At 60.1% G+C, this 20,608-nt stretch carries 16 protein-coding genes; 7 read left to right on the top strand and 9 right to left on the bottom strand.

Features of this window, described 5'->3' with window-relative positions; translation table 11 throughout:
• The first annotated feature begins 5 nt into the window (after window positions 1-5).
• Entirely contained in the window at window positions 6-209 is a 204-nt protein-coding gene (nrdD, locus tag J2T09_RS09960) for an anaerobic ribonucleoside-triphosphate reductase (protein WP_306833799.1), read from the top strand.
• Between the two features lies 1 nt (window position 210).
• A complete protein-coding gene (locus J2T09_RS09955) occupies window positions 211-819 on the top strand; it encodes an anaerobic ribonucleoside-triphosphate reductase activating protein (RefSeq protein WP_306833908.1) in 609 nt (202 codons plus the stop codon).
• Here the strand turns inward: J2T09_RS09955 and cobF are convergent.
• The 7 genes from cobF to J2T09_RS09920 form a co-directional block, all read right to left on the bottom strand.
• The gene (gene cobF / locus J2T09_RS09950) at window positions 813-1,589 is read right to left on the bottom strand and encodes a precorrin-6A synthase (deacetylating) (protein ID WP_306833798.1); all 777 of its coding nucleotides are present in this window, start codon (window positions 1,587-1,589) and stop codon (window positions 813-815) included. The two genes, J2T09_RS09955 and cobF, sit on opposite strands and share 7 nt — an antisense overlap.
• 126 nt (window positions 1,590-1,715) lie before the next feature.
• On the bottom strand, window positions 1,716-3,506 hold the full coding sequence (locus J2T09_RS09945) for an ABC transporter ATP-binding protein (RefSeq protein WP_306833796.1): 1,791 nt from the start codon (window positions 3,504-3,506) through the stop codon (window positions 1,716-1,718).
• A 480-nt stretch (window positions 3,507-3,986) separates the two neighbouring features.
• On the bottom strand, window positions 3,987-6,068 hold the full coding sequence (locus tag J2T09_RS09940; RefSeq protein ID WP_306833793.1) for a carboxy terminal-processing peptidase: 2,082 nt from the start codon (window positions 6,066-6,068) through the stop codon (window positions 3,987-3,989).
• A 147-nt stretch (window positions 6,069-6,215) separates the two neighbouring features.
• The gene (locus J2T09_RS09935; protein ID WP_306833906.1) at window positions 6,216-9,014 is read right to left on the bottom strand and encodes a M16 family metallopeptidase; all 2,799 of its coding nucleotides are present in this window, start codon (window positions 9,012-9,014) and stop codon (window positions 6,216-6,218) included.
• Window positions 9,015-9,227: 213 nt separating this feature from the next.
• Window positions 9,228-11,243: a vWA domain-containing protein gene (locus J2T09_RS09930; RefSeq protein WP_306833791.1), complete on the bottom strand. Its 2,016-nt coding sequence runs from the start codon at window positions 11,241-11,243 to the stop codon at window positions 9,228-9,230.
• A gap of 2 nt (window positions 11,244-11,245) precedes the next feature.
• Window positions 11,246-11,773: an RNA polymerase sigma factor gene (locus J2T09_RS09925; RefSeq protein WP_306833789.1), complete on the bottom strand. Its 528-nt coding sequence runs from the start codon at window positions 11,771-11,773 to the stop codon at window positions 11,246-11,248.
• Between the two features lie 104 nt (window positions 11,774-11,877).
• Window positions 11,878-12,594: a GntR family transcriptional regulator gene (locus J2T09_RS09920; RefSeq protein ID WP_306833786.1), complete on the bottom strand. Its 717-nt coding sequence runs from the start codon at window positions 12,592-12,594 to the stop codon at window positions 11,878-11,880.
• Window positions 12,595-12,830: 236 nt separating this feature from the next.
• On the opposite strand from J2T09_RS09920, the gene J2T09_RS09915 reads away from it, so the two are divergent.
• From J2T09_RS09915 to J2T09_RS09895, 5 genes are all read left to right on the top strand, one after another.
• Complete coding sequence (locus tag J2T09_RS09915) at window positions 12,831-13,922, top strand: ABC transporter ATP-binding protein (protein ID WP_306833784.1); 1,092 nt, start codon at window positions 12,831-12,833, stop codon at window positions 13,920-13,922.
• A gap of 35 nt (window positions 13,923-13,957) precedes the next feature.
• A complete protein-coding gene (locus J2T09_RS09910; RefSeq protein ID WP_306833782.1) occupies window positions 13,958-15,247 on the top strand; it encodes an ABC transporter substrate-binding protein in 1,290 nt (429 codons plus the stop codon).
• Window positions 15,248-15,424: 177 nt separating this feature from the next.
• Window positions 15,425-16,333: an ABC transporter permease gene (locus tag J2T09_RS09905; RefSeq protein ID WP_306833780.1), complete on the top strand. Its 909-nt coding sequence runs from the start codon at window positions 15,425-15,427 to the stop codon at window positions 16,331-16,333.
• Window positions 16,334-16,345: 12 nt separating this feature from the next.
• Complete coding sequence (locus J2T09_RS09900) at window positions 16,346-17,164, top strand: ABC transporter permease (RefSeq protein ID WP_306833778.1); 819 nt, start codon at window positions 16,346-16,348, stop codon at window positions 17,162-17,164.
• Window positions 17,164-17,910 (top strand): aspartate/glutamate racemase family protein, encoded by a 747-nt coding sequence (locus J2T09_RS09895; protein WP_306833776.1) that lies wholly within the window; start codon window positions 17,164-17,166, stop codon window positions 17,908-17,910. The genes J2T09_RS09900 and J2T09_RS09895 overlap by 1 nt, the downstream gene beginning before the upstream one ends.
• Here the strand turns inward: J2T09_RS09895 and J2T09_RS09890 are convergent, their stop codons facing one another.
• The gene (locus tag J2T09_RS09890) at window positions 17,911-18,789 is read right to left on the bottom strand and encodes a ribokinase (RefSeq protein ID WP_306833773.1); all 879 of its coding nucleotides are present in this window, start codon (window positions 18,787-18,789) and stop codon (window positions 17,911-17,913) included.
• 12 nt (window positions 18,790-18,801) lie between these two features.
• Window positions 18,802-20,607 (bottom strand): ABC transporter ATP-binding protein, encoded by a 1,806-nt coding sequence (locus J2T09_RS09885; RefSeq protein WP_306833771.1) that lies wholly within the window; start codon window positions 20,605-20,607, stop codon window positions 18,802-18,804.
• Window position 20,608: the final 1 nt, after the last annotated feature.

The raw sequence follows: 20,608 nt of genomic DNA, 5'->3' as shown, positions 1-20,608 counted from the left end.
GTCCAATGCTGCATTCACGCAATATCGAAACCGATGCCAAAGCCATTGCCACCCCCGCTGTCATGCTGAAGGATGAGGATCGCCAGCGTTGCGAAGTCTGGACCCGGGTGATGGGTTATCACCGCCCGACCTCCTCCTTCAATCTCGGCAAGAAAAGCGAGTTCAAAGAACGCGTCTATTTCACGGAGCGGCGAACCAACGTTGACTGAGGTGGACAATACCATTCGCGTCGGAGGTTTCGAGGGCCTGTCGCTTTGCGATTGGCCCGGCGAAATCGTGGCAACGGTATTCTGCCAAGGATGCCCATGGGATTGTTCCTATTGCCACAATCCCGGCCTGTTGCCGGCGGTGGGTGAACATGAACTGTCGTGGCAGGAAATTTTGGCGTTTCTCGAAACACGGCGTGGTCTTCTGGATGGCGTGGTGTTTTCAGGCGGTGAGCCGACGCTGCAACGCGGTCTTGCTGACGCGATGGCGCAAGTCCGCGCCATGGGTTTTCGGATCGGCCTGCATACGGGCGGCGCCTATCCGCGTCGTCTGGCCGAGGTTTTGCCGATGGTCGACTGGGTGGGACTGGACATCAAGTCCGCCTTCGCCGACTACGAGCGAATCACCCGTGTTTCCGGAAGCGGATCGAAAGCACGCCAAAGCCTCGAACTGCTGCTTGCCAGCCACGTCGATTACGAATTGCGCACGACCGTCTCACCGGACCTGTTTGATGCCACGGCACTTGCCGAACTGACCGAGGACCTTGGCCGTTTTGGAGCAAAAAACCATAAGCTGCAGGAGTGCCGGCCGGTCGTTTCAGGCCGTCACTGATCCTCATCCACCTCATCGATCGGGCGACGCAGGATATAGGTATCCATGATCCAGCCATGTTTGGCCCGGGCTTCGGCCCGGACCTTGCTGATCTCCGGCCCTATGTCCGCAAGCCGCCCGGACAGGCCGATTTCCATCGGCGTGCCCAGATAGGCGCCCCAATGGATGGTCACGTCCGTGGTATCGACGGTCTCATAAGCACGAATGCCGTCCAGCATGACGGCGATATCATCGACCTGCGCCGGCCAGCCTTCCGAAAGGCGCCTCCCCGTCGTGATCTCAACCGGCTTGCCGATGCGGTTCAACGGAATGCGATGGCTGGCGCAGAGCGCCTGCAGGCTGGTTATGCCGGCAATGACATCATAATCGAATGCGACACGGGCATTTGCCTGCACATGCTCCAATATCCGCAACGTGCTGTCGAACAGCATGGGATCGCCCCAGACCAGCAAGCCGACCGTCTCGTCCTCTCCGACTTGCTGCAGGAGCAGGTCTTCATAAATCTTTGCGATGGCGGCGTGCCATTCCGCCACCGAGCGCTGATATTCCCCATCGGATTTGCGCGGCGGCACGGCGAAATGCACATACCGTGGCTGGCGTTCGGTGATGAAACGATCGCAAATCTCGCGGCGCAGGTTAGCGAGAAATTCCTTTTCCGCGCCCTTGGTCGGCACGAGCAGCACGTCACAGGTTTTCAGTGCATTGACCGCCTGGATCGTGACATGTTCCGGGTTGCCGGCACCAATGCCGATGACGCGAATTTTCCGCATAGCCTCGTATCCATCACCAAAAATGCCGCGCGGACAAACGACCGCAACTGAAGCCCTGCTTACAGAGACAGCCGGGCAAATACCAGCGGCACACAAACGCCGGGGCGATCCACCCCGGCGTCAGCTTCAGGCAACGAGCCCCTTTGTCAGTTCCAGCGCCTGCCTTTCGAACAGCCGGCGATAGATGCCGTCATGAAGCCGGATCAACGCCTGATGATCCCCCTCCTCGGCAATCTTGCCCTTGTCGAAGACCAGCAGGCGGTCCAGAGCGCGAACGGTGGAAAGCCGGTGCGCGATGATCAGCGTCGTGCGCCCCACCATCAGCCGCTCCATCGCCTTCTGGATCTGAACCTCGCTTTCGCTGTCGAGGCTCGATGTCGCCTCGTCGAGGATCAGCACCGGCGCATCGGCCAGAAAGGCGCGCGCGATGGCGACACGCTGGCGTTCCCCGCCAGACAGTTTGACACCGCGTTCGCCCACCATGGTTTCATAACCCTTGGGCAGGGCCATGATGAAATCATGCGCGCTCGCCTGCTTGGCAGCCTGCTCGATCTCACGCCGCGATGCACCCGGACGGCCATAAGCGATGTTTTCCGCCAATGTCCGGTGAAACAGGATGGGTTCCTGCTGCACGATGGCGATCTGGCCGCGCAGGCTTGCCTGTGTCACATCCGCGATGTTCTGCCCATCGATGCGGACCGTGCCCGAGTTGACGTCATGAAGCCGCTGGATGAGCTTTACGAACGTCGTCTTGCCCGAGCCCGAATGCCCCACCAGACCAACGCGTTCACCCGGTTTGATGGTGACCGAAAAGTCGTCGTAAAGCGGTGTTTGATGCGCGCCATACTGAAATGTGACGCGATCGAAAACGATCTCGCCATCGCCGATCTCGATGGTTTTGGCACCGGTCTTGTCCTCGACGCCGAGCGGCATCTTGTCCAGAAGCACCAGCTCTTCCATATCGTTGACGGCGCGCTGCAGGTTGCGGATATCCTGACCGACATTGCGCAGATAACCCTGCAATACGAAGAACATGGCGAGCACGAAGGTGATGTCGCCCGCCGAAGCCAGCCCCTGTCGCCACATGACAAGACCGGTTCCAAGAATGCCGGCCTGCATCGAGACCATCATGAAGCCCTGGATGGTGCCGCTCAGTGTGCCGCGTTTCCAGGTTCGGCGCGTGCGGCTGTCCCACTTCGCCAGCACATGGCTGAGCCGCGCTTCTTCGCGGTTTTCGGCGCCAAAGGCTTTAACGACGGAATTGCAGCTGATGGCATCCGCCAGAGCGCCGCCAAGCTTGGTATCCCAGGCATTGGCAAGCCGTGCCGCCGGCGACACGAAACCCATCGAGAGTGCCACGGTCACGCCGATATAGACCAGCGATCCGCAGGCCACGATCAGTCCCATGACCGGCCAATAGCTGCCGAGCACGATGCTGGCACCGATCAGCATGACGACCGACGGCAAAAGCGCAATCAGCAACAGGTCATTCAGCTGGTCGAGCGCCCACATGCCGCGCGTGATCTTGCGCACGGTCGAGCCGGCAAAGCTGTTGGCATGCCAGTCGGTGGAGAAGCGCTGGACCTTATGGAATCCGTTGTTCGTCACATCCTTCATGGTGCGCAGCGTGAGGCGGATGATGCCATGAAAAATGAACCAGCGCAGGACGACGCTGGTCAAACCTAAGGTCACGACGATGGCAAAGGCGCGCATGGCGTCATCTGCACCGCCGCCGCCGGCAATGGCATCGACAATCCGGCCGGAGAAAACCGGCACCATGACTTCCGCCAGCGTGCTTGCAATCACCAGAACGATGATCGTGCCGACCAGTGCGGGTCGGTGGCGCCAATAGTGGAAAACGAAGCCGAGCACGTGACGGTAAGCGTCGGCGCGAAAATCGAGTTTTCTGCGAGTCATATCAACCAGCCCGGCGCCATGTATCGGCAACCGGCCCTCAAAACATAAGTTAAATGGCATAACCCGAACGTCAGGCGAAACGATCCAGCCGTCTCAGTTGGGCTACAGGGGGAAAGATTACCGCATGTCGCGACCCAAGGCGGGCCGGGAATGGCAAGGTCCTAAAGTCGGGACATGCCACATGGGAAGGTTTCGATGAATACTGCTGTCATTCAATGCCTCCCATGAGTTTGAGGTGATGCGATGCACCTTTGTATCGAAGCGATTTGCGATTGCCAACCGGGCCAAGGCGGAGTTGTGGAGAGTGATGCAGATGCGACACACTTTTGGCGGGCACAACGCCGCGTGACGAATGAGACCTGACAGCCGTCTCGTGTCGCCCGTCTACGCCTTTATGGCATATGTCCGGAGCCACACCGAAACGTTCAGCGTGGCTCCGATGGGTCATCCGGTGAGGGATCACATAGAGGGGCGAATGGCCTATTTCCCCTTTGCTGCGGAAAGGGCAGCCTGATCGGCAATGATCGCTGCGGCTTCCGTGCGCAGCACGTCCTTCGCGTTCTTGCGGGCTGCTTCCATGGCCAGATCCGCAGTCAGGCTTCGTTCGTTGGACTGCAGGCCATCGTCTTCCTGCGGTGCAGAGCCGTCCGCTTGCTGGCGTGCCTTGAGACGCTCCGCCAGCGTGGCCTGTTCCTTGCGGCGTTCGGCTTCGTTGAGAGAAATGGTGCCTTTCTCGCGCTGTGCCTTGACCGCTTCGATGTCCTCGACAAAACGCTGGAAGTCCGCATCCTGCTTTACGCGCGCTTCATGGCGCTCGAGCAGTTGCGGTATCACCGCAGCCATATCCTTCGACGGCTTGTATTTCGCCGGCTTGATAGAGGTCCAAGGCAAAGCGTTGTCATAGCTCGATTCGCCAAATGTCTTGGGATCGGCCAACCCGGGCAGAGCGATATCGGGATTCACCCCGCGCAGCTGGGTCGTGCCGCCATTGATGCGGAAGAACTGCGCGATCGTCAGCTTCAGTTCGCCAAGGTCCGCATCCTTATTTTTCACCATGCGGTCGAGATTGACCACCGTCTGCACGCTGCCCTTGCCGAAGCTGGGATCACCGATGATCACGCCGCGACCATAATCCTGAATGGCCGCCGCGAAAATCTCGGAGGCCGACGCGGAGCCGCGATTGATCAACACGCCGAGCGGCCCGGTCCATGCCGGCTTGGAAAGGTCGTCGCTTTCGATCCGGACCTCACCTTCGGCATTCCGCTGCTGGACGACCGGACCCTTGCCGACGAACAGACCGGTCATCTCGATCGATTCCTGCAGGGAACCACCGCCATTGTCGCGCAGGTCGATCACGACACCGTCGACCTTTTCCGTCTTCAACTCTTCCAGAAGCTTGGCGACATCACGGCTCGCGCCCCGGTATTCCTTGTCGCCCTTCTGGCGGGCGTCGAAATCCTCGTAGAAGGTCGGCAACGTGATCACGCCGATCTTCCGGGTCGTGCCGTTTTCCTCGACCGGTACGATGGTCTTGGATGCGGCCTGTTTTTCAAGGCTGATCTTTTCACGCACGATGTTGATGACGCGGTGATTGCCGCTTTCGCCGGCATCGGCCGGGAGGATGTCCAGCCGCACCACTGAGTTTTCCTTGCCGCGGATCAGTTGCACGACTTCATCGAGGCGGTTGCCGACCACTTCCTCGATCGCACCTTCTTCGCCCTGACCCACGCCGATGATCCGATCACCGACAGCGATCTTGCCCGACAGCTGCGCCGGACCGCCGGCAACAAGCTCGCGGATCGTCGTATAGCCATCACGCTCCTGCAGGACGGCACCGATGCCAACCAGCGAAAGCTTCATCGATATGTCGAATTCGGCCGATGCCCGTGCTCCGAAATAATCCGTATGCGGATCGATGGAGGTCGTATAGGCCGCCATGAAGGACTGGAAAACGTCGTCGCTTTTGTAGGTGTAAACGCGATCGAGCGTATTCTGGTAGCGCCTTTCCAGCGTCTTTCGGATTGCCTCATCGCTCTGGCCGGCGATTTTCAGGCGCAGCCAGTCGTTTTTCACGCGCTTGCGCCAAAGCTCCTTGCTTTCCTCTTCGGATTTCGCCCATGGCGCATCTTCACGCAGGACGGCAAACTCTTCCTGTGTGGTGAAGTCGAAATCCTGTTTCAGCAGGCTCTGCGCATAGGTCATGCGATCCACGACGCGCTGCGAATAGGTGGTGAAGATCGAGAAAGGGATCGTCAGGTCTTCATTGATGATGGCGTCATCGATATTCTTGTTCTCTGCCGTAAAGCCATCGATGTCGGCCTGCGAGAACATCATCCTGTCCGGATCGAGCGACTTGATGAACTGGTCCATGATGCGCACGGACAGCGCGTCATCCAGCGGAACCGGCTTGTAGGCATAACGTGTCAGGAATTGCGCGCTCAGATTGGCGGCCTGCGCCTGCCGTTCCAGCGGTGCCAGTTGCGGAAGCTCCTTGGCTTCCAGAGCATAGGCCGGCGTTGCCAGAGTGAGGATGAGACCGATAAGGCCGTATCGTAAGCGCATTCAGATGTGACCCCAGTTGCGATGTCGGGATTGGATTATGCGACTTAGGTGGAGCATTTAAGGTGTTTTGGCAACCAGCCAAGACAATTCGACGTGAGGGGCCCGTGTGACCGGCCCCTCACGTTATCTGCATGATGCCAGTGCGGGTCAGCGAATGCCGGCCGGCAGAACCTCGAACTTCCAGAACTTTTGCGGTGCGAAATATTCCTTTGCAAAGGCGCGCACCTCGTCGGCAGTCACCTTGCCATATCCCTCCATGCTGTAGCGGATGAACTCCAGCTGACGTGGATCGGTCTGCGCGTTTCTCAGGTGTCGTACCCAGTAATCATTGGCCTGCTGCTGATTGCGGAGCGTTTCGATTGCCGGCTCGCGGGCGCGGGCAAGTTCATCGTCAGAAACCGGGTTCGCGCCAAGGTCGGCGGCAACCTTTTCAAACAGCTGATAGAATCCGCTCACCTTCGCGGGCGTCGTCTCGAGGTAGAAATAGCCAAAACCGTAACCGGGCAAATCCCGCGACAGATCGGCACTGCCCTGAAGGCCGTAGGTCGCACCTTCCGCGATTCTGAACTGGTCGATCAGTCTGTTCTCGAAGATCTGCGTCGAGATATTGGCGATGAAAGCGCGCGGAATATCCGACAGGAGATCGCCGATCGGCGCACCAACGGCGATAGCAGCAGTGTCCTCGCGGCCGGAATGGGTGGCGATGACGGGCTTTTCAGTCGGATCGGGGAAACGCACCGCCTGCTGATCTGCTTTCGCGTCAACCTTCGCGCGCTCCGGCAAGGCACCGAACGTATCTGCCGTCAGGCGGATGGCATCATCGACCGTGACGTCGCCGACGATGATGATCTCGATAGGTCCCTTGGAAATGAGGGGACGGAACAGTGCCTCGACACCATCCGGTGTCGCCGCGGACAGCTGCTCGCGGTCAGGGAAAGTCCAGCGTGGATCCTTAGAATGCACCAGACCTGCGAAATCGCGACCGAGCACGCCGCCGGCAGTGGCACCGTATTGATCAAGGCCGCTCAGATAGGCCTGCTGGATGCGCTTGAAAACCTCGGGCCGATAGGCGGCGTCGGACGTATAGGCGGTCATCAGCTGCAACTGCGTTGCAAGGTCTTCCGTCCGTGTCCGGCCATCGAACATCACGGTGTTGTCACCGACCGAAAAATCGATGGAGGCGATTTTTGACGCCAGCACTTTCTGGATGTCCTGGAAATCCAGCGCCTTCGTGCCGGACAGGATGATACCCGGCGATGCCCAGATCGGCAGGGCACGATCATGCGGCATTTCCATTCTGCCGCCGCCGATAAGCTGGCGAACGAGGACTTCATTGGCCCGCAGTTTTGTCGGCTTGACGGTAAGGCGCACGCCATTGGCGAAACGCACCATGGTCAGGCCGAGATCGTCGACGGTGCGACGTTCGACAACAGCGCCCGGCTCTCCGAACGAGGTATAGGGCCATACGACATCATCGGCTCCGGCGAGTTCGGAAACGGCAACAGCCCGGGACGCCGTGTAGGCCTGACGGACCGCATCGGCGCCGCCTTCCGGCGCCTGTGCCGCCTGCAGCAGAACCTGCGGGCCATTTCCGGAAAAGGTCTGGCGCAGAACCGTGTTGATTTCGGCTGCGGTCACTTCACCGACAATCGTATCGAACAGGGCGAGATCATCGGCCGGAGACGTGAACACCTGATCGCTGTCGACACTGCCCGCCAGCATGGAGGCAAGTCCGGTCGTGCTGCGTGTCGCGGCTCCCGCAGCATCCGCCTGCAACATGGACCGATAGGCGACGATTTCGCGCTGAAGTTCCGCTTCGCTGACGCCGAATTCCTGAATGCGCCGCTGTTCCTGATCGATGGCCGAAAGGGCCGCCTGCCATTTATCCGGCTCCGATTCAGCGGAAACCGCAGTGAAATGGACCGATTTCAGCAGGTCCTGCGAACCGGCATTCGCACCGATAAAGGGCGCGTCCGCCTTGGCTGCCATGTTGCTGAGGCGTCGCTGCAGAACCTGAAGCCCGAGCCCTTCGACCACCTGTTTACGGCGCTTGGCGGCTGTGTCCGGAGTATCCTCGAACGGAATGGTCCAGGCGATCTGAACGCTGGTCGTGGTGCCTGGCACGGCAATGACGTCGAACGTTTCGCCCTTGGGCTTCAGGCTGCCGAGGTCAGGTGCGGCAGGTGCCGGCGTGTCGGTCTTCCAGTCGCTGAACCGCTCTCGAATTTCCTTTTCCAGCGTGGCGGGATCGATATCACCGACGACGATCAGCGTCGTGCGTTCAGGGCGGTAATTGTTCTTGTAATAGTTGCGCAGGAGATCGACCGGAGCATTGCGGATGACGTCGGTCTTGCCGATCGGCATGCGTTCCGTGACACGCTGGCCTTCCATCAGAGAATTCATGGCCTTGACTGTGGCGCGATATTGCGGCGTATCGCGCAAACGCTCCTCCGCCAGGATAACGCCGCGTTCGCGGTCGAAGGCCGCTGCATTGAGCGTCAGCTCGCTTGCGGTTTCCCGCATCAGCTTCAGCCCGGTGGAAATCGTGTCGGCATCGACTTGCGGAAGGTCCAGCGAATAGACGGTCTCACCGTATGAGGTATGGGCATTGGTATCCGGCCCGAATGCCAGCCCCTTGCGCTGGAGGATACGAACCATCTCGTCCTCGCCGACGTTCGTCGACCCCTTGAAGGCCATGTGCTCCAGAAAATGCGCCAGACCACGCTGATCTTCGTTCTCATCGAGCGAACCGGAACCGATGCGGAAACGGATCGCCGCCTGTTTCGGCGGCGTGGTATTGCGCATGATCGCATAGCGCATCCCGTTCTCAAGCGTGCCGAACTGCACAGCCGGATCGGCTTTCAGATCGCTCTGCGTTTGCGGCCAAGGTTCTGCCGGGCCTTCTGCCAGAACCGGCATTGCCAGGCCAAGGCTCAAGGCAATCATGACCAGAGCAAGAAGCATCCGGCGGGTCGTATCGGCTAGTGTATTGAGAAGCATAACATCCTGGCAGAAAGCGTTTCAGTGGCGCGGAATATCTCAAAGCCCGCATCGTCCTTCAAGGCATATGCCGGGAAATGGCTAAGCGCTGAATAACAGTTGGGTGAACGGCAACTTCCGGCGGGCCATTCAGCCCGCCGGAGAATTTTTCTAACCCGCTCATTTCCTGTCGAGGGATTGGGCAAGGCCGACCAGCGTTTCGAAACCGGCGCGATAACCGAACGGATCGTCACCGCGACCAGTCCTCGCAAGATCGAGGATCGAGCCATAGGCATAATGCTCAAGCGCCGGTGTCTTGCGCAGTTTCTGCCCGAATGCGGCAACGGCGGTGGCAAAACGAACATCCGGTGCAGCCGAGGCGAGATCGTTGACGGCATTTGCCTCGGTCACCGGCGTGGTGATCAGCCTGCTCGTATCGGCATCCGGCTTTTTGTACCGGATCTTGACGAAGGCCAGCTCATCCGATGGCTGCGCCGGCGCCGTTTTTGCGTCGGGCTGATAACGCAGCGGATCATTGAGCACGGCATCGCTTCCCTTCGGCGTGACCTCATAGATGGCCGTCACCGAATGACCGGAACCGATATCGCCGGCATCAACACGGTCGTTGTTGAAATCCTCGTTGCGCAATGCCCGCGTTTCGTAACCGATCAGCCGGTATTCGGCGATCTTTTGCGGATTGAACTCCACCTGGATTTTGACGTCCTTGGCAATCGGGAACAGGGTCGAGCCGACCTCATCCACCAGAGCCTTCTGCGCTTCCGCCAGCGTGTCGATATAGGCGGCAGTACCGTTACCGTTCTGGGCCAGTGTCTGCATCAGGCCGTCATTGAGATTGCCCTGCCCGAAACCGAGAACGGAAAGATAGATGCCGTCACGGCGCCGATCCTCGATCATGCGCTTGAGGTCCTCGTCGCTGGAGGCGCCGACATTGAAATCGCCGTCGGTGGCCAGCATCACCCGATTGACACCATCCTTCACGAAAGCTTCGCGCGCCAGGCGATAGGCGGCCTCGATGCCTTCCGCACCGGCAGTCGAACCGCCTGGCTGCAGCGTATCGATGGCGTTGAGGATTTTTTCGCTCTCGCTTGCCGAGGTCGGCTCAAGAACGGTGCCGGCCGCACCCGCATAGGTGACGATCGAGACCTTGTCCTCGGGCCGCAGCTTGCCGACCAGCAGGCGAAAGGCGCTTTTGAGAAGCGGCAGCTTGTCCGGCGCATTCATCGATCCCGATACGTCGATCAGGAAAACCAGATTGCTTGGCGGCGCGACGGCAGGCGTCAGCTCATATCCCTTGATCGCCACGTTCATCAGCCGCGTGCCGGCATTCCACGGCGTCGGTGTGACGGTGACCGTCGTCTGGAACGGCGTGTCGACCGATTGCGGGCGCGGCCAGTCATACGGGAAATAGTTCACCATTTCCTCGACCCGCACACTGTCTGGATCAGGCAGACGGCCCTGCATGAGCGACCGCCGGACAAAGGCGTAGGAGGCCGTGTCCACATCAATGGAGAAGGTCGAAACCGGATCGGTTGCGACGCTTTTCACCGGATTGATTTGCGCATTGGCAAACCGGTCGCCGGACTGTTCCGTAGGGCGCACCCTGGGATCGAGCAGAATCTGCGCCCGCTGTCCGGCCGCAGGCGCCATGCGCGATGTCATGGGCGCGGGTGCCGGTGGCGGTGCGAGTTCGGCCATCGGCGCGGCGGCCGGAGCCGTTGCCTTTTTGCCGCCAAGCGCTGCGCTCTCTCCCGGCATAGGACCACCGGCGGCATCCTGCCTGTTCAGAAAATCCTCGACCTCATTCGGGGTAACGTTGTTACGGGTCATCGTTGACGGCTTCGACGCGTCTTCAGGTGCGGGCGAAGCGACATGGGCCACCACCGGCGGGCTGGTGCGCATGACTTCAAACGCGAGATAGGTGGCGGACGGCACGACCAGAAGTGTGGCGAGTGCCGAACCTGCAAGGTAAGGATGGCGGGTGATCATGATAAAACTCCGGATCCGGTTGAGGATGGAGCTTTGACGTCCGGCATCCGCCTTTCCTTGGGTGCCGGTCGCATTTTTTTCCGCGCCGTCGAAGGCTTCCATGGCGGCAAGCCGCGCATGGCTGCGCGCCGCAGCGGATGGAGCCGGAGCGGGCGGGAGGTTGCGCAAGGTTTCGAATTCGTCCGTCATGGTCAGACAGCCTCCCTTTTCAGAAGGTCCTTCAATCGTTTTCGGGCGTCGTGCAGGTGCCAGGAGATCGTCTTTTCGGAACAGCCCAGAACATCGGCAGCGGCAGCGTGGTTCAGCCCCTCGGCATGGACGAGCAGGACCGCATCACGCTGCTTGTCCGGCAAGGTTCGGACGGCAGCCCAGAGCCATTCTTCCGCCGCACCATCGGGCGTTTCCCGTTCGGCGAGAAAAACCGGATCGCTTGCCAGCCGGTTTTCATCCCGCCGCCGCCTTGCCATCTGCCTTTGATGATCCCGCACCACATTCAGGGTGAGCGTATAAAGCCAGGTTTTCAGGCCCGACTGGCCTTTGAAATCACGGATGGCACGCGCCATGCGGATACAGGCCTCCTGGGCGATATCTTCCGCATCGCCGGCCACACCGCACCAGCGCCAGGCTATGGCATGAATGAAATCGTAATGCGCTTCCACCAGCTGTGAAAACGCATCGCGATCACCTTCACGGGCCTTGTTCAGGAGTTCGGCACTCACGGATCGTCCTGTCCATTTTTTGTCATGCGAAGCTTAGACGATGGCCGATTGGAAATCCTTGGGTCGTTTGAAAAAGAAATTTGCATTTGTTCCGCTCGACCGGATCAGGACGACAGCAATGCGTCCCGCAGGCCCCGTCCCTCGCGCGGCTCAAGATCAAGATCGGCTTCGATATGATCGATATGGTGCAGCATCAGATCCGACGCACGTTTCGCATCGCCGCTTTCAATCAGGTCGAGAATGGCGAAATGTTCGCTATGGCCGCAGCTGGATATGCCGGAGCGGCCATAAAGGGCGATCACCAGCGAGGAACGGGCAACCAACTCGTCCATGAAGCGCTGCAGGATGGCATTGCCCGCAACCGATGCCAGCATGAGATGGAAATCACCCGAAGCCTTGATTTCGGCCCGGCGCGCAGCCGGGCCGCGCTCGGTCATGTAACGTTCTTCCTCGCGCAACTGCTCGCGAAAACGAGAAATATCCTCCGGCGTGATCCGCTCGACGGCGGCAGCGACAATGCCCGGCTCGATCAACCGGCGCGAGGCAAAGATCTGCCGCGCCTCTTCCGGCGAGGGATTGGAAACGAAGGCACCGCGATTGCGCTCGGTTTTCACCAGCCCCTCGAAGGTCAGCATCTGCAGCGCGGCGCGGGCAACGGTGCGACTGACATCGAACAGCGAGCCGACTTCGGCCTCGGACAGTTTTGTCCCCGGAGCCAGCCGCCGATCGATGATCGCATTGCGCAGGGATTCCCGAATGGCCATGGCGCGATCTTCGATAACGCTGTCGCTTTGGGGAACGGGTTTTTCGAAAAGGGTCATGGGGCTCTATCCGGCATGTCTCCTTGTACCGCGCCCGCCCGTGTCTGCCTAGTAAGATGTTTTGCAATCACCCATCAAGATTGCATACAACTTGCCCAAAGGATCGAAAACCATCGCCGTAAATTTGCTCACCGCTGTGTTCCCACTCCTGGCCCGTCCGTAAATGCGCTGGAGTTTCAATGGTGAAACGAACTGGCACGCGCCCTGCATGGAAAAAGCGTCGCAGGAGAGTGTCCATGAGCAAAGCCGCCGAAATAGACATCGTTTCCGTTTCCAAGATCTATGGCGCCACGACCGCGGTGCACGAGATCAGCCTGAAGATACCGGCAGGCACCTATTGCTGCCTTCTCGGCCCCTCAGGCTGCGGCAAGACCTCGACACTGCGCATGATCGCCGGACACGAGACGATTTCGATCGGCGATATCAGGCTCGGCAATGCCGTCGTCACCGACTTAGCCCCGGCCAAACGCGGCACGGCGATGATGTTCCAGTCCTATGCGCTCTTCCCGCATCTCGATCTCGTCGACAATGTCGCATTCTCTCTGAAGATGAAGGGCGTCGACAAGGATGAACGCCGCGCCAAGGCGCTCGACATGTTGCGTCTGATGCAGCTGGAAGCCTATGCGAACCGCCGTCCGGCGCAGCTTTCCGGCGGCCAGCAGCAGCGCGTGGCGCTCGCCCGCGCGCTGATCACCGATCCGGAAGCACTGCTGCTCGACGAACCGCTTTCGGCGCTCGATCCGTTTCTGAAAATCCGCATGCGGGCAGAGCTGAAAAAACTGCAGACCTCGCTCGGCATCACCTTCGTGCATGTGACGCACAGTCAGGAAGAGGCGATGGCGCTGGCCGATATCATCGTCATCATGAATGACGGCCGCATCGAGCAGGCGGCTCATCCGCGCACGGTGTTCGAACGGCCGGCCACCGCCTTCGTGGCGAAATTCATGGGCGATCACAACGTCGTCTCGGGCCGGGTGACGCAAAGCAGCGATGACGGGTTGATGATTTCCGTGCCGGCGGGCGGCGATTTTCTCGCCACGCCGACCGGCACTTCGGCGCTCAGCGAGACGGCCGATATCGCCATCCGCACGGACCGGGTGCGCGTTGGTGCGCCAACGGAAAAGGGTCTCGGATTTACCGGCTTGGTTTCGAACGTCGAATATCGCGGCGCCTCGGTCAAGCTCACCGTCAACGGTGCCGGCGTCGAGGATTTCACCGTGATCCTAAGCGACAAGGAGTTTTTCGCCAATCCCGTCAAGGTCGGCGACGCCATTCCGCTTTCCTGGGAGCGCGCGGATGCGCTCGTGCTGGGGCGGCTGAAGCACTGAAAATACAACAATAAAACCTCAAGAGGAGAACTGGCATGACCGAGACAAAGAATACGCACAACGGCATTTCCCGCCGCTCGCTCCTGAAAACGGCCTCGGCCGCCGCGGGCCTTGCCGCCGGTTCCGGGGCGATTACCGGTTTCCCGACCATCTGGGCCCAGAACCCGATCACGCTTCGCCAGTTCGGCACCGGCGTATCGAACCTCAATGCCATTGCCGAAAAGTGCAAGGCCGATCTCGGCATCACGCTGGAGATGACCGCCACGGATTCGGATGCCGCCGCCCAGCGCGCCGTCACCCAGCCGCAATCCTACGACCTTGCCGATATCGAATACTGGATCCTGAAAAAGGTCTATGCGGCCAATGTCATCCAGCCGATGGATGTGAAGAAGCTGAAATATTATGACAAGGTCGTGCCGCTGTTCAAGAACGGCAAGCTCAAGCCCGACAGCGTGATCGCGCAAGGCACCGCGCCGCATACCGTCGGTTTCGTCGAAAAGCCGGGCGACAAGACATTCGCCAAGGAAGAGACCCAGTATTTCACCATGATGCCGACGATATACAATGCCGATACGCTCGGCATTCGTCCTGATCTCGTCGGTCGCGACATCACCACCTGGGCCGATATCATGGACCCGAAATTCAAGGGCAAGACCTCGATCCTCAACATCCCCTCGATCGGCATCATGGATGCCGCGATGATCATGGAGGCGATGGGCAATCTCACATATGCGGACAAGGGCAACATGACCAAGGAAGAGATCGACAAGACGATCGAATTCCTGATCAAGGCCAAGCAGGACGGCCAGTTCCGCGCCTTCTGGAAGTCGTTCGACGAGTCGGTCAACCTGATGTCCTCGGGTGAAGTCATCATCCAGTCGATGTGGTCGCCGGCCGTTGCCGCCGTGCGCTCCAAGGGCATTGCCTGCAAATACCAGCCGCTCAAGGAAGGGTATCGTTCATGGGGCGGCGGCATCGGCCTTGCCGCGCACCTGACCGGCGCCAAGCTGGACGCGGCTTACGAATATATCAACTGGTACACGTCCGGCTGGGTCGGCGCCTATCTCAACCGCCAGGGTTATTACTCCGCCTGCATGGAAACCGCCAAGGAACACATGTCGGCCGACGAATGGGGCTACTGGATCGAAGGCAAGGCGGCCGCCGGCGATATCGTGGCGCCCGACGGCAAGGTCATGGAAAAGGCCGGCGCCGTGCGTGATGGCGGCTCCTTCGAGGAGCGCATGGGGCACGTTGCATGCTGGAACTCGGTGATGGACGAAGACCGCTACATGGTCCGCCGCTGGAACGAGTTCATCGCGGCTTAAGCATGGAGGGGCGCCTCAGACGGCCCCCTCACCCGCCTCCGCTACGCTCGGCGACCTCTCCCCGCGGGGGAGAGGAATATCCGCAACGTCGCGGCAAATCCCCTTCTCCCCCTCGGGGAGAAGGGGGGCCAAAGGACCGGATGAGGGGATATCAGACCCCCAGCAAGAAAGGCGACAATGGCAACGATCACATCATCAGAGACCAACGGAGTGGAGCGCGCGGGAAAAAGTTTCCGCCTGCCGCTTGCGGTCATCTCCTACCTGCAGGCCGTGCCGCTGACGCTGATCCTCGGCTTCTTCCTTCTCCTGCCGATCCTGATGATCGCGGTCGTCAGCTTCTGGGATTACGACTTTGCCCAGATGTACCCGGATTTCCTCACCATGAACTACGAGGAAACGCTCGGCTCATGGGTCACCTGGAAGACCTATCTCAACACGCTGAAATACGCGTTCCTCGTCTGGGCGATCACGCTTTTCATCGGCTTCTGGGTCGCTTATTTTCTCGCCTTCCACATCCGCACCACCTCAATGCAGATGGTGCTTTTTCTCATCTGCACCGTACCGTTCCTGACATCCAACATCATCCGCATGATCTCGTGGATCCCGGTTCTGGGACGAAACGGGCTGATCAACTCGGCACTCACCGGTTCCGGCGTGATTTCGCAGCCGATCGAATGGCTGCTCTATTCGGATTTTGCCGTCGTTCTCGCCATGGTGCATCTCTATACGCTGTTCATGGTAACGCCGATCTTCAACACGCTGATGCGCATCGACAAATCTCTGGTGGAAGCGGCGCGCGATGCCGGCGCGACCAGCTGGCAGGTCCTCACCAATGTCATCATGCCGCTCGCCAAACCCGGCATGGCAATCGGCACGATCTTTGTGGTGACACTGGTCATGGCCGATTTTTCCACCGTGCAGGTCATGTCCGGCGGACAGAGCGCGTCCGTCGCGCTGATGATGAAGAACCAGATGTCGCTGCTGCAATATCCGGCCGCGGCCGCCAATGCGGTCGTGCTGCTCGTACTCGTCCTGATGATGGTCGCCGGCATCCTGCGCATCGTTGATATACGTAAAGAACTATAGGGGAGCTTTGACATGTACCGCGAACCCCGATCCCACGAGTTTTACCTTCTCGCCATCTTCTTCACCGTCTTCGTGCTGTTTCTGTATGGCCCGCTATCGGCGGTCCTGATCCTGTCGTTTCAGGGCCCGAATGGCGGTCTCACCTTCCCGCTCAATGGCGTGTCGTTGCGCTGGTTCGCCAATCTGTTCGAAACGCAGGCGGTCGGGGATTTCGGCGGCTCGTTCCGGCGTTCGGCCATGCTCGGCATGATGGTCATGCTGGTCACAGTCATCGTCTCACTGCTGGCCGGGCTGGCTTTCCGGCGCAAATTCATCGGCGCGACGGCGCTGTTTTATCTGGCGGTGGCCAGCCTCGTCGTGCCGTCCATCATCGTGTCGCTCGGCATCGGCGTGCTGTTCAACCAGCTCGGGCTGCAGCCGGCATGGTATTCCTCCGGTTTCGGCGCGCATCTGACATGGACCCTGCCCTTCGGCGTGCTGATCATGTTCGCCGTGTTCAACCGTTTTTCCCCGGCTTACGAGGAAGCGGCACGCGATCTGGGTGCCACCTCCTGGCAGACCTTTCGCCATGTCGTGCTGCCGATGATCGCGCCGAGCCTGATCGGCGTCGGCCTGTTCGGTTTCACGCTCTCCTATGACGAATTTGCGCGCACATTGATGACGGCCGGTTCCTTCAACACGCTGCCGCTGGAAATCTACGGCATGACCACCAATGTGACGACGCCGGTTCTCTACGCGCTCGGCACGGTCACCACCGTCTTTTCCTTCCTCGTGATCGCCGGAACACTCGGCCTGATCGTCCACCTCAACCGCCGCCGAGCGAAAAGCTGATGCGCATCCTCATCGTCAATCCCAACACAACGGCCAGCATGACAGCGACAATCGCCGACTCGGCACGGCGTGTCGCTTCCCGTGAAACCGAGATCATTGCCGTCACTTCTTCGATGGGGCCGGTCTCGATCGAAGGCTATTACGATGAGGTTTTTGCCATTCCCGGCCTGCTGAAGGCGATTGCCGAGGGAGAGAAGGCCGGCATCGATGCCGTCGTGATCGCCTGTTTCGACGATACCGGTCTCGATGCCGCCCGCGCTTTGGCAAACGTCCCGGTCATCGGCATCTGCGAGGCTGCGGTGTCGACCACCGCCTTCATCGCCCAGAAATTCACCGTGGTAACGACGATGGAACGCTCGCGCCTGCCGCTGGAACACCTGGTGCATCGCTACGGCATGTCGTCCCGCTGCAAGGTCAGAGCGGCGGACATTCCGGTGCTTTCGCTGGAGGACCCCAACTCCAATGCCCGCGACCGGCTGCGTAGAGAGATAGGACTGGCGCTGAAAGAAGACCGCGCCGAAGCCATCGTGCTCGGCTGCGCCGGCATGGCGGATCTCACGGTGGAATTGCTCGCCGAATTCGGCGTGCCTGTCGTGGATGGCGTCGCGGCGGCGGTAAAACAGGCGGAATCGCTGGTCACGATGGGGCTGTCCACTGCCAAGCGCGGGGCTTATGCGACGCCAGTCTCAAAACCCTATCTCGGGCTGCTGGACGTCTTCGAGCCCGGCAGACTGATGGACGCGTGATCAGGCCATGACCTGTTCGGTTTCCTGAAACGTCGGAAGACTGCTCTGGCTTCCGGGCCTCGAGCAGGCAATGCCGGCCGCGACCGATGCCCGTTCCATGGCAGCCTTAAGTGGCAGGCCGCGATCGAGCGCAGACGCCAGCACGCCGACAAAACAATCGCCCGCTGCCGTCGTGTCCTTCACCTCGACCGACATGGCCGCAATGCGGATATATTCGCCGAAAGCCGAGGCTTCCGCACCCTCGCCGCCCAGCGTGCGAAGAACGCCGGTATCGAGGTGGGCGGACAGCGCCTCAGCCGATGCGCCACAGCCCAACCACCCGGCCAGCGCTTCCGCTTCGTCCTCGTTGACGATGATCAGATCGCACAGCGACAGAACCTGCTGGGGCAAAGGGAAAGCCGGGGCAAGATTGAGGATGGAGGTGGCTTTGACCGCCAGTGTGCGGCGGATCAGCTTTTCCACCTCCCCCACATCGTTTTCCATCTGCAGGAGAACGACATTGGCACGATCCAGCAGAGCCTTTTCCACGGCATTGGAAGAGGCAACCAGATTGGCCCCAGCCGCCACCACGATCATGTTGCGGCCTGCAGCGTCGATATGGATCGAGGCATTACCGGTTGGTTCCGCGACACGCGCGACCCGGCTGATATCCGTCACTGTCGACAGGTTCTGCAGACCGACCTCGGCCAGACCGTCGTTTCCGACAGCTCCCACCATCACCACCTCGGCGCCATCCCGCGCTGCCGCAAGCGCCTGATTGGCGCCCTTGCCACCGGATTCGGTACGAAACCGCTTGGCAAGCAGGGTCTGGCCCGCTTGCGGCATCGCCTCGACCTCATAGACAAAGTCGACATTGATGGAGCCGAAGGTGATGATCATGGCATTGCTTCCTTACGCGACCTGAACGAAGTGGCCTTCGCCGGCTTCTTCGTAAGTGCGCTTCGGCGGCACGTAATCGGCAGCACGGAACGGGCTCTTGATCTCGTCGTTGGAGATACGGCGCGTCTGCCGGCGTGACGGATCAGCAATCGGCACCGCCGCCATCAGGCGTTTGGTATAATCGTGCTGCGGGTTTTCGAACACGGCCTGACGCGGGCCTATCTCGACGATTTCACCGAGATACATGACAGCGACGCGGTGGCTGATGCGTTCGACAACGGCCATGTCATGGCTGATGAACAGGTAACCGAGGCCATATTTCTCCTGCAGGTCGAGCATCAGGTTGATGACCTGCGCCTTTACCGACACATCAAGCGCCGAGACGGACTCATCCGCGATCAGCAGCTTGGGTTCGAGTGCAAGCGCACGGGCGATGCATACACGCTGACGCTGGCCGCCGGAAAACTCGTGCGGAAAACGATCCGCCATGGAGGCGGACAGGCCGACACGCTCAAGAAGTTCGCCGACACGCTGGCGGGCATCCGATGCCTTGACCAGACCGTGGGTGATGATCGGTTCGGCAATCGCCTGACCGACGCGGATACGCGGATTGAGGCTTTCGAACGGATCCTGAAAGATCATCTGCGCTTCGCGGCGGATATCCGTCAGTTCCGATTTGCCGGCCCTGATGACGTTCTTGCCGTCGATCTGCACTTCGCCGGAGACCGGATCGGTGAGGCGGATGATCGAACGGCCGGTCGTGGATTTTCCGCAACCGCTTTCGCCGACCAGAGACAGCGTTTCGCCCTGACGCAGTTCCAGAGACACGCCTTCAACGGCATGGATACGGCCAATCGTCTTGCGCAGAAAACCCTGTTTGACAGGGAAACGGGTGACGAGATTGTCGACCTTGAGGATGGGAGGTGCGTCACGCTTGACGGTATCTTCAGTCTGCTTGGGCGGCTGGATGTCTCCCGTTGCCATATCGACATGCGGGAAACGCAACGGACGATCTTTTCCGGTCATCGAACCAAGCTGCGGCACGGCCGACAGAAGCGCGCGCGTATACGGATGTTTGGCACCGGCGAAGAGGTCATGCGTGGTGCCGGTCTCGACCTGCTCGCCGCGATACATGACGACGGTGCGGTCGGAGATTTCCGCGACCACGCCCATGTCGTGGGTGATGAAGAGGACCGACATGCCCTCCTCTTCCTGCAGCGTCTTGATCAGCTCGAGGATCTGCGCCTGGATGGTGACGTCGAGCGCGGTGGTCGGCTCATCGGCGATCAGCAGTTTTGGATCACAGGCAAGCGCAATGGCGATGACGACGCGCTGGCGCATGCCCCCCGAAAAATTCATCGGGTATTCGTTGAGGCGCGATTTGGCCGACGGAATACGGACTTTTTCCAGAAGCCGCACGGCTTCCGCCTGCGCCTGTGCTTCCGACATGCCGCGATGCTGGCGCAGAACCTCAGTGATCTGCTCGCCGATCTTCAGGACCGGGTTGAGCGAGGTCATCGGCTCCTGAAAGATCATGCCGATGCGGTTGCCGCGGATTTTCTGCATGTCGTCGAGCGGGATCGATAGAAGATCCTTGCCCTCAAACTCGATCTTGCCGGTCACCCGCGAATTGGCGGGCGACAGAAGCCGCATGATCGACATCGCGGTAACGCTCTTGCCCGAGCCGCTCTCACCGACGACGGCGACGGTTTCCTTCGGGGCGATATCAAAGCTGACATCGTTGACGACATTGCGCCACTCACCGCCGACGCGGAAGGCCGTGTTGAGGTTGGAGATCGAGAGAATTGGTTTTGTCATG

Source organism: Neorhizobium huautlense, from assembly GCF_030811685.1.
Lineage (GTDB): Bacteria > Pseudomonadota > Alphaproteobacteria > Rhizobiales > Rhizobiaceae > Neorhizobium > Neorhizobium huautlense_A.
Note: the sequence above shows the minus strand (reverse complement) of the source record. Positions and strands in the feature narration are given on the sequence as shown.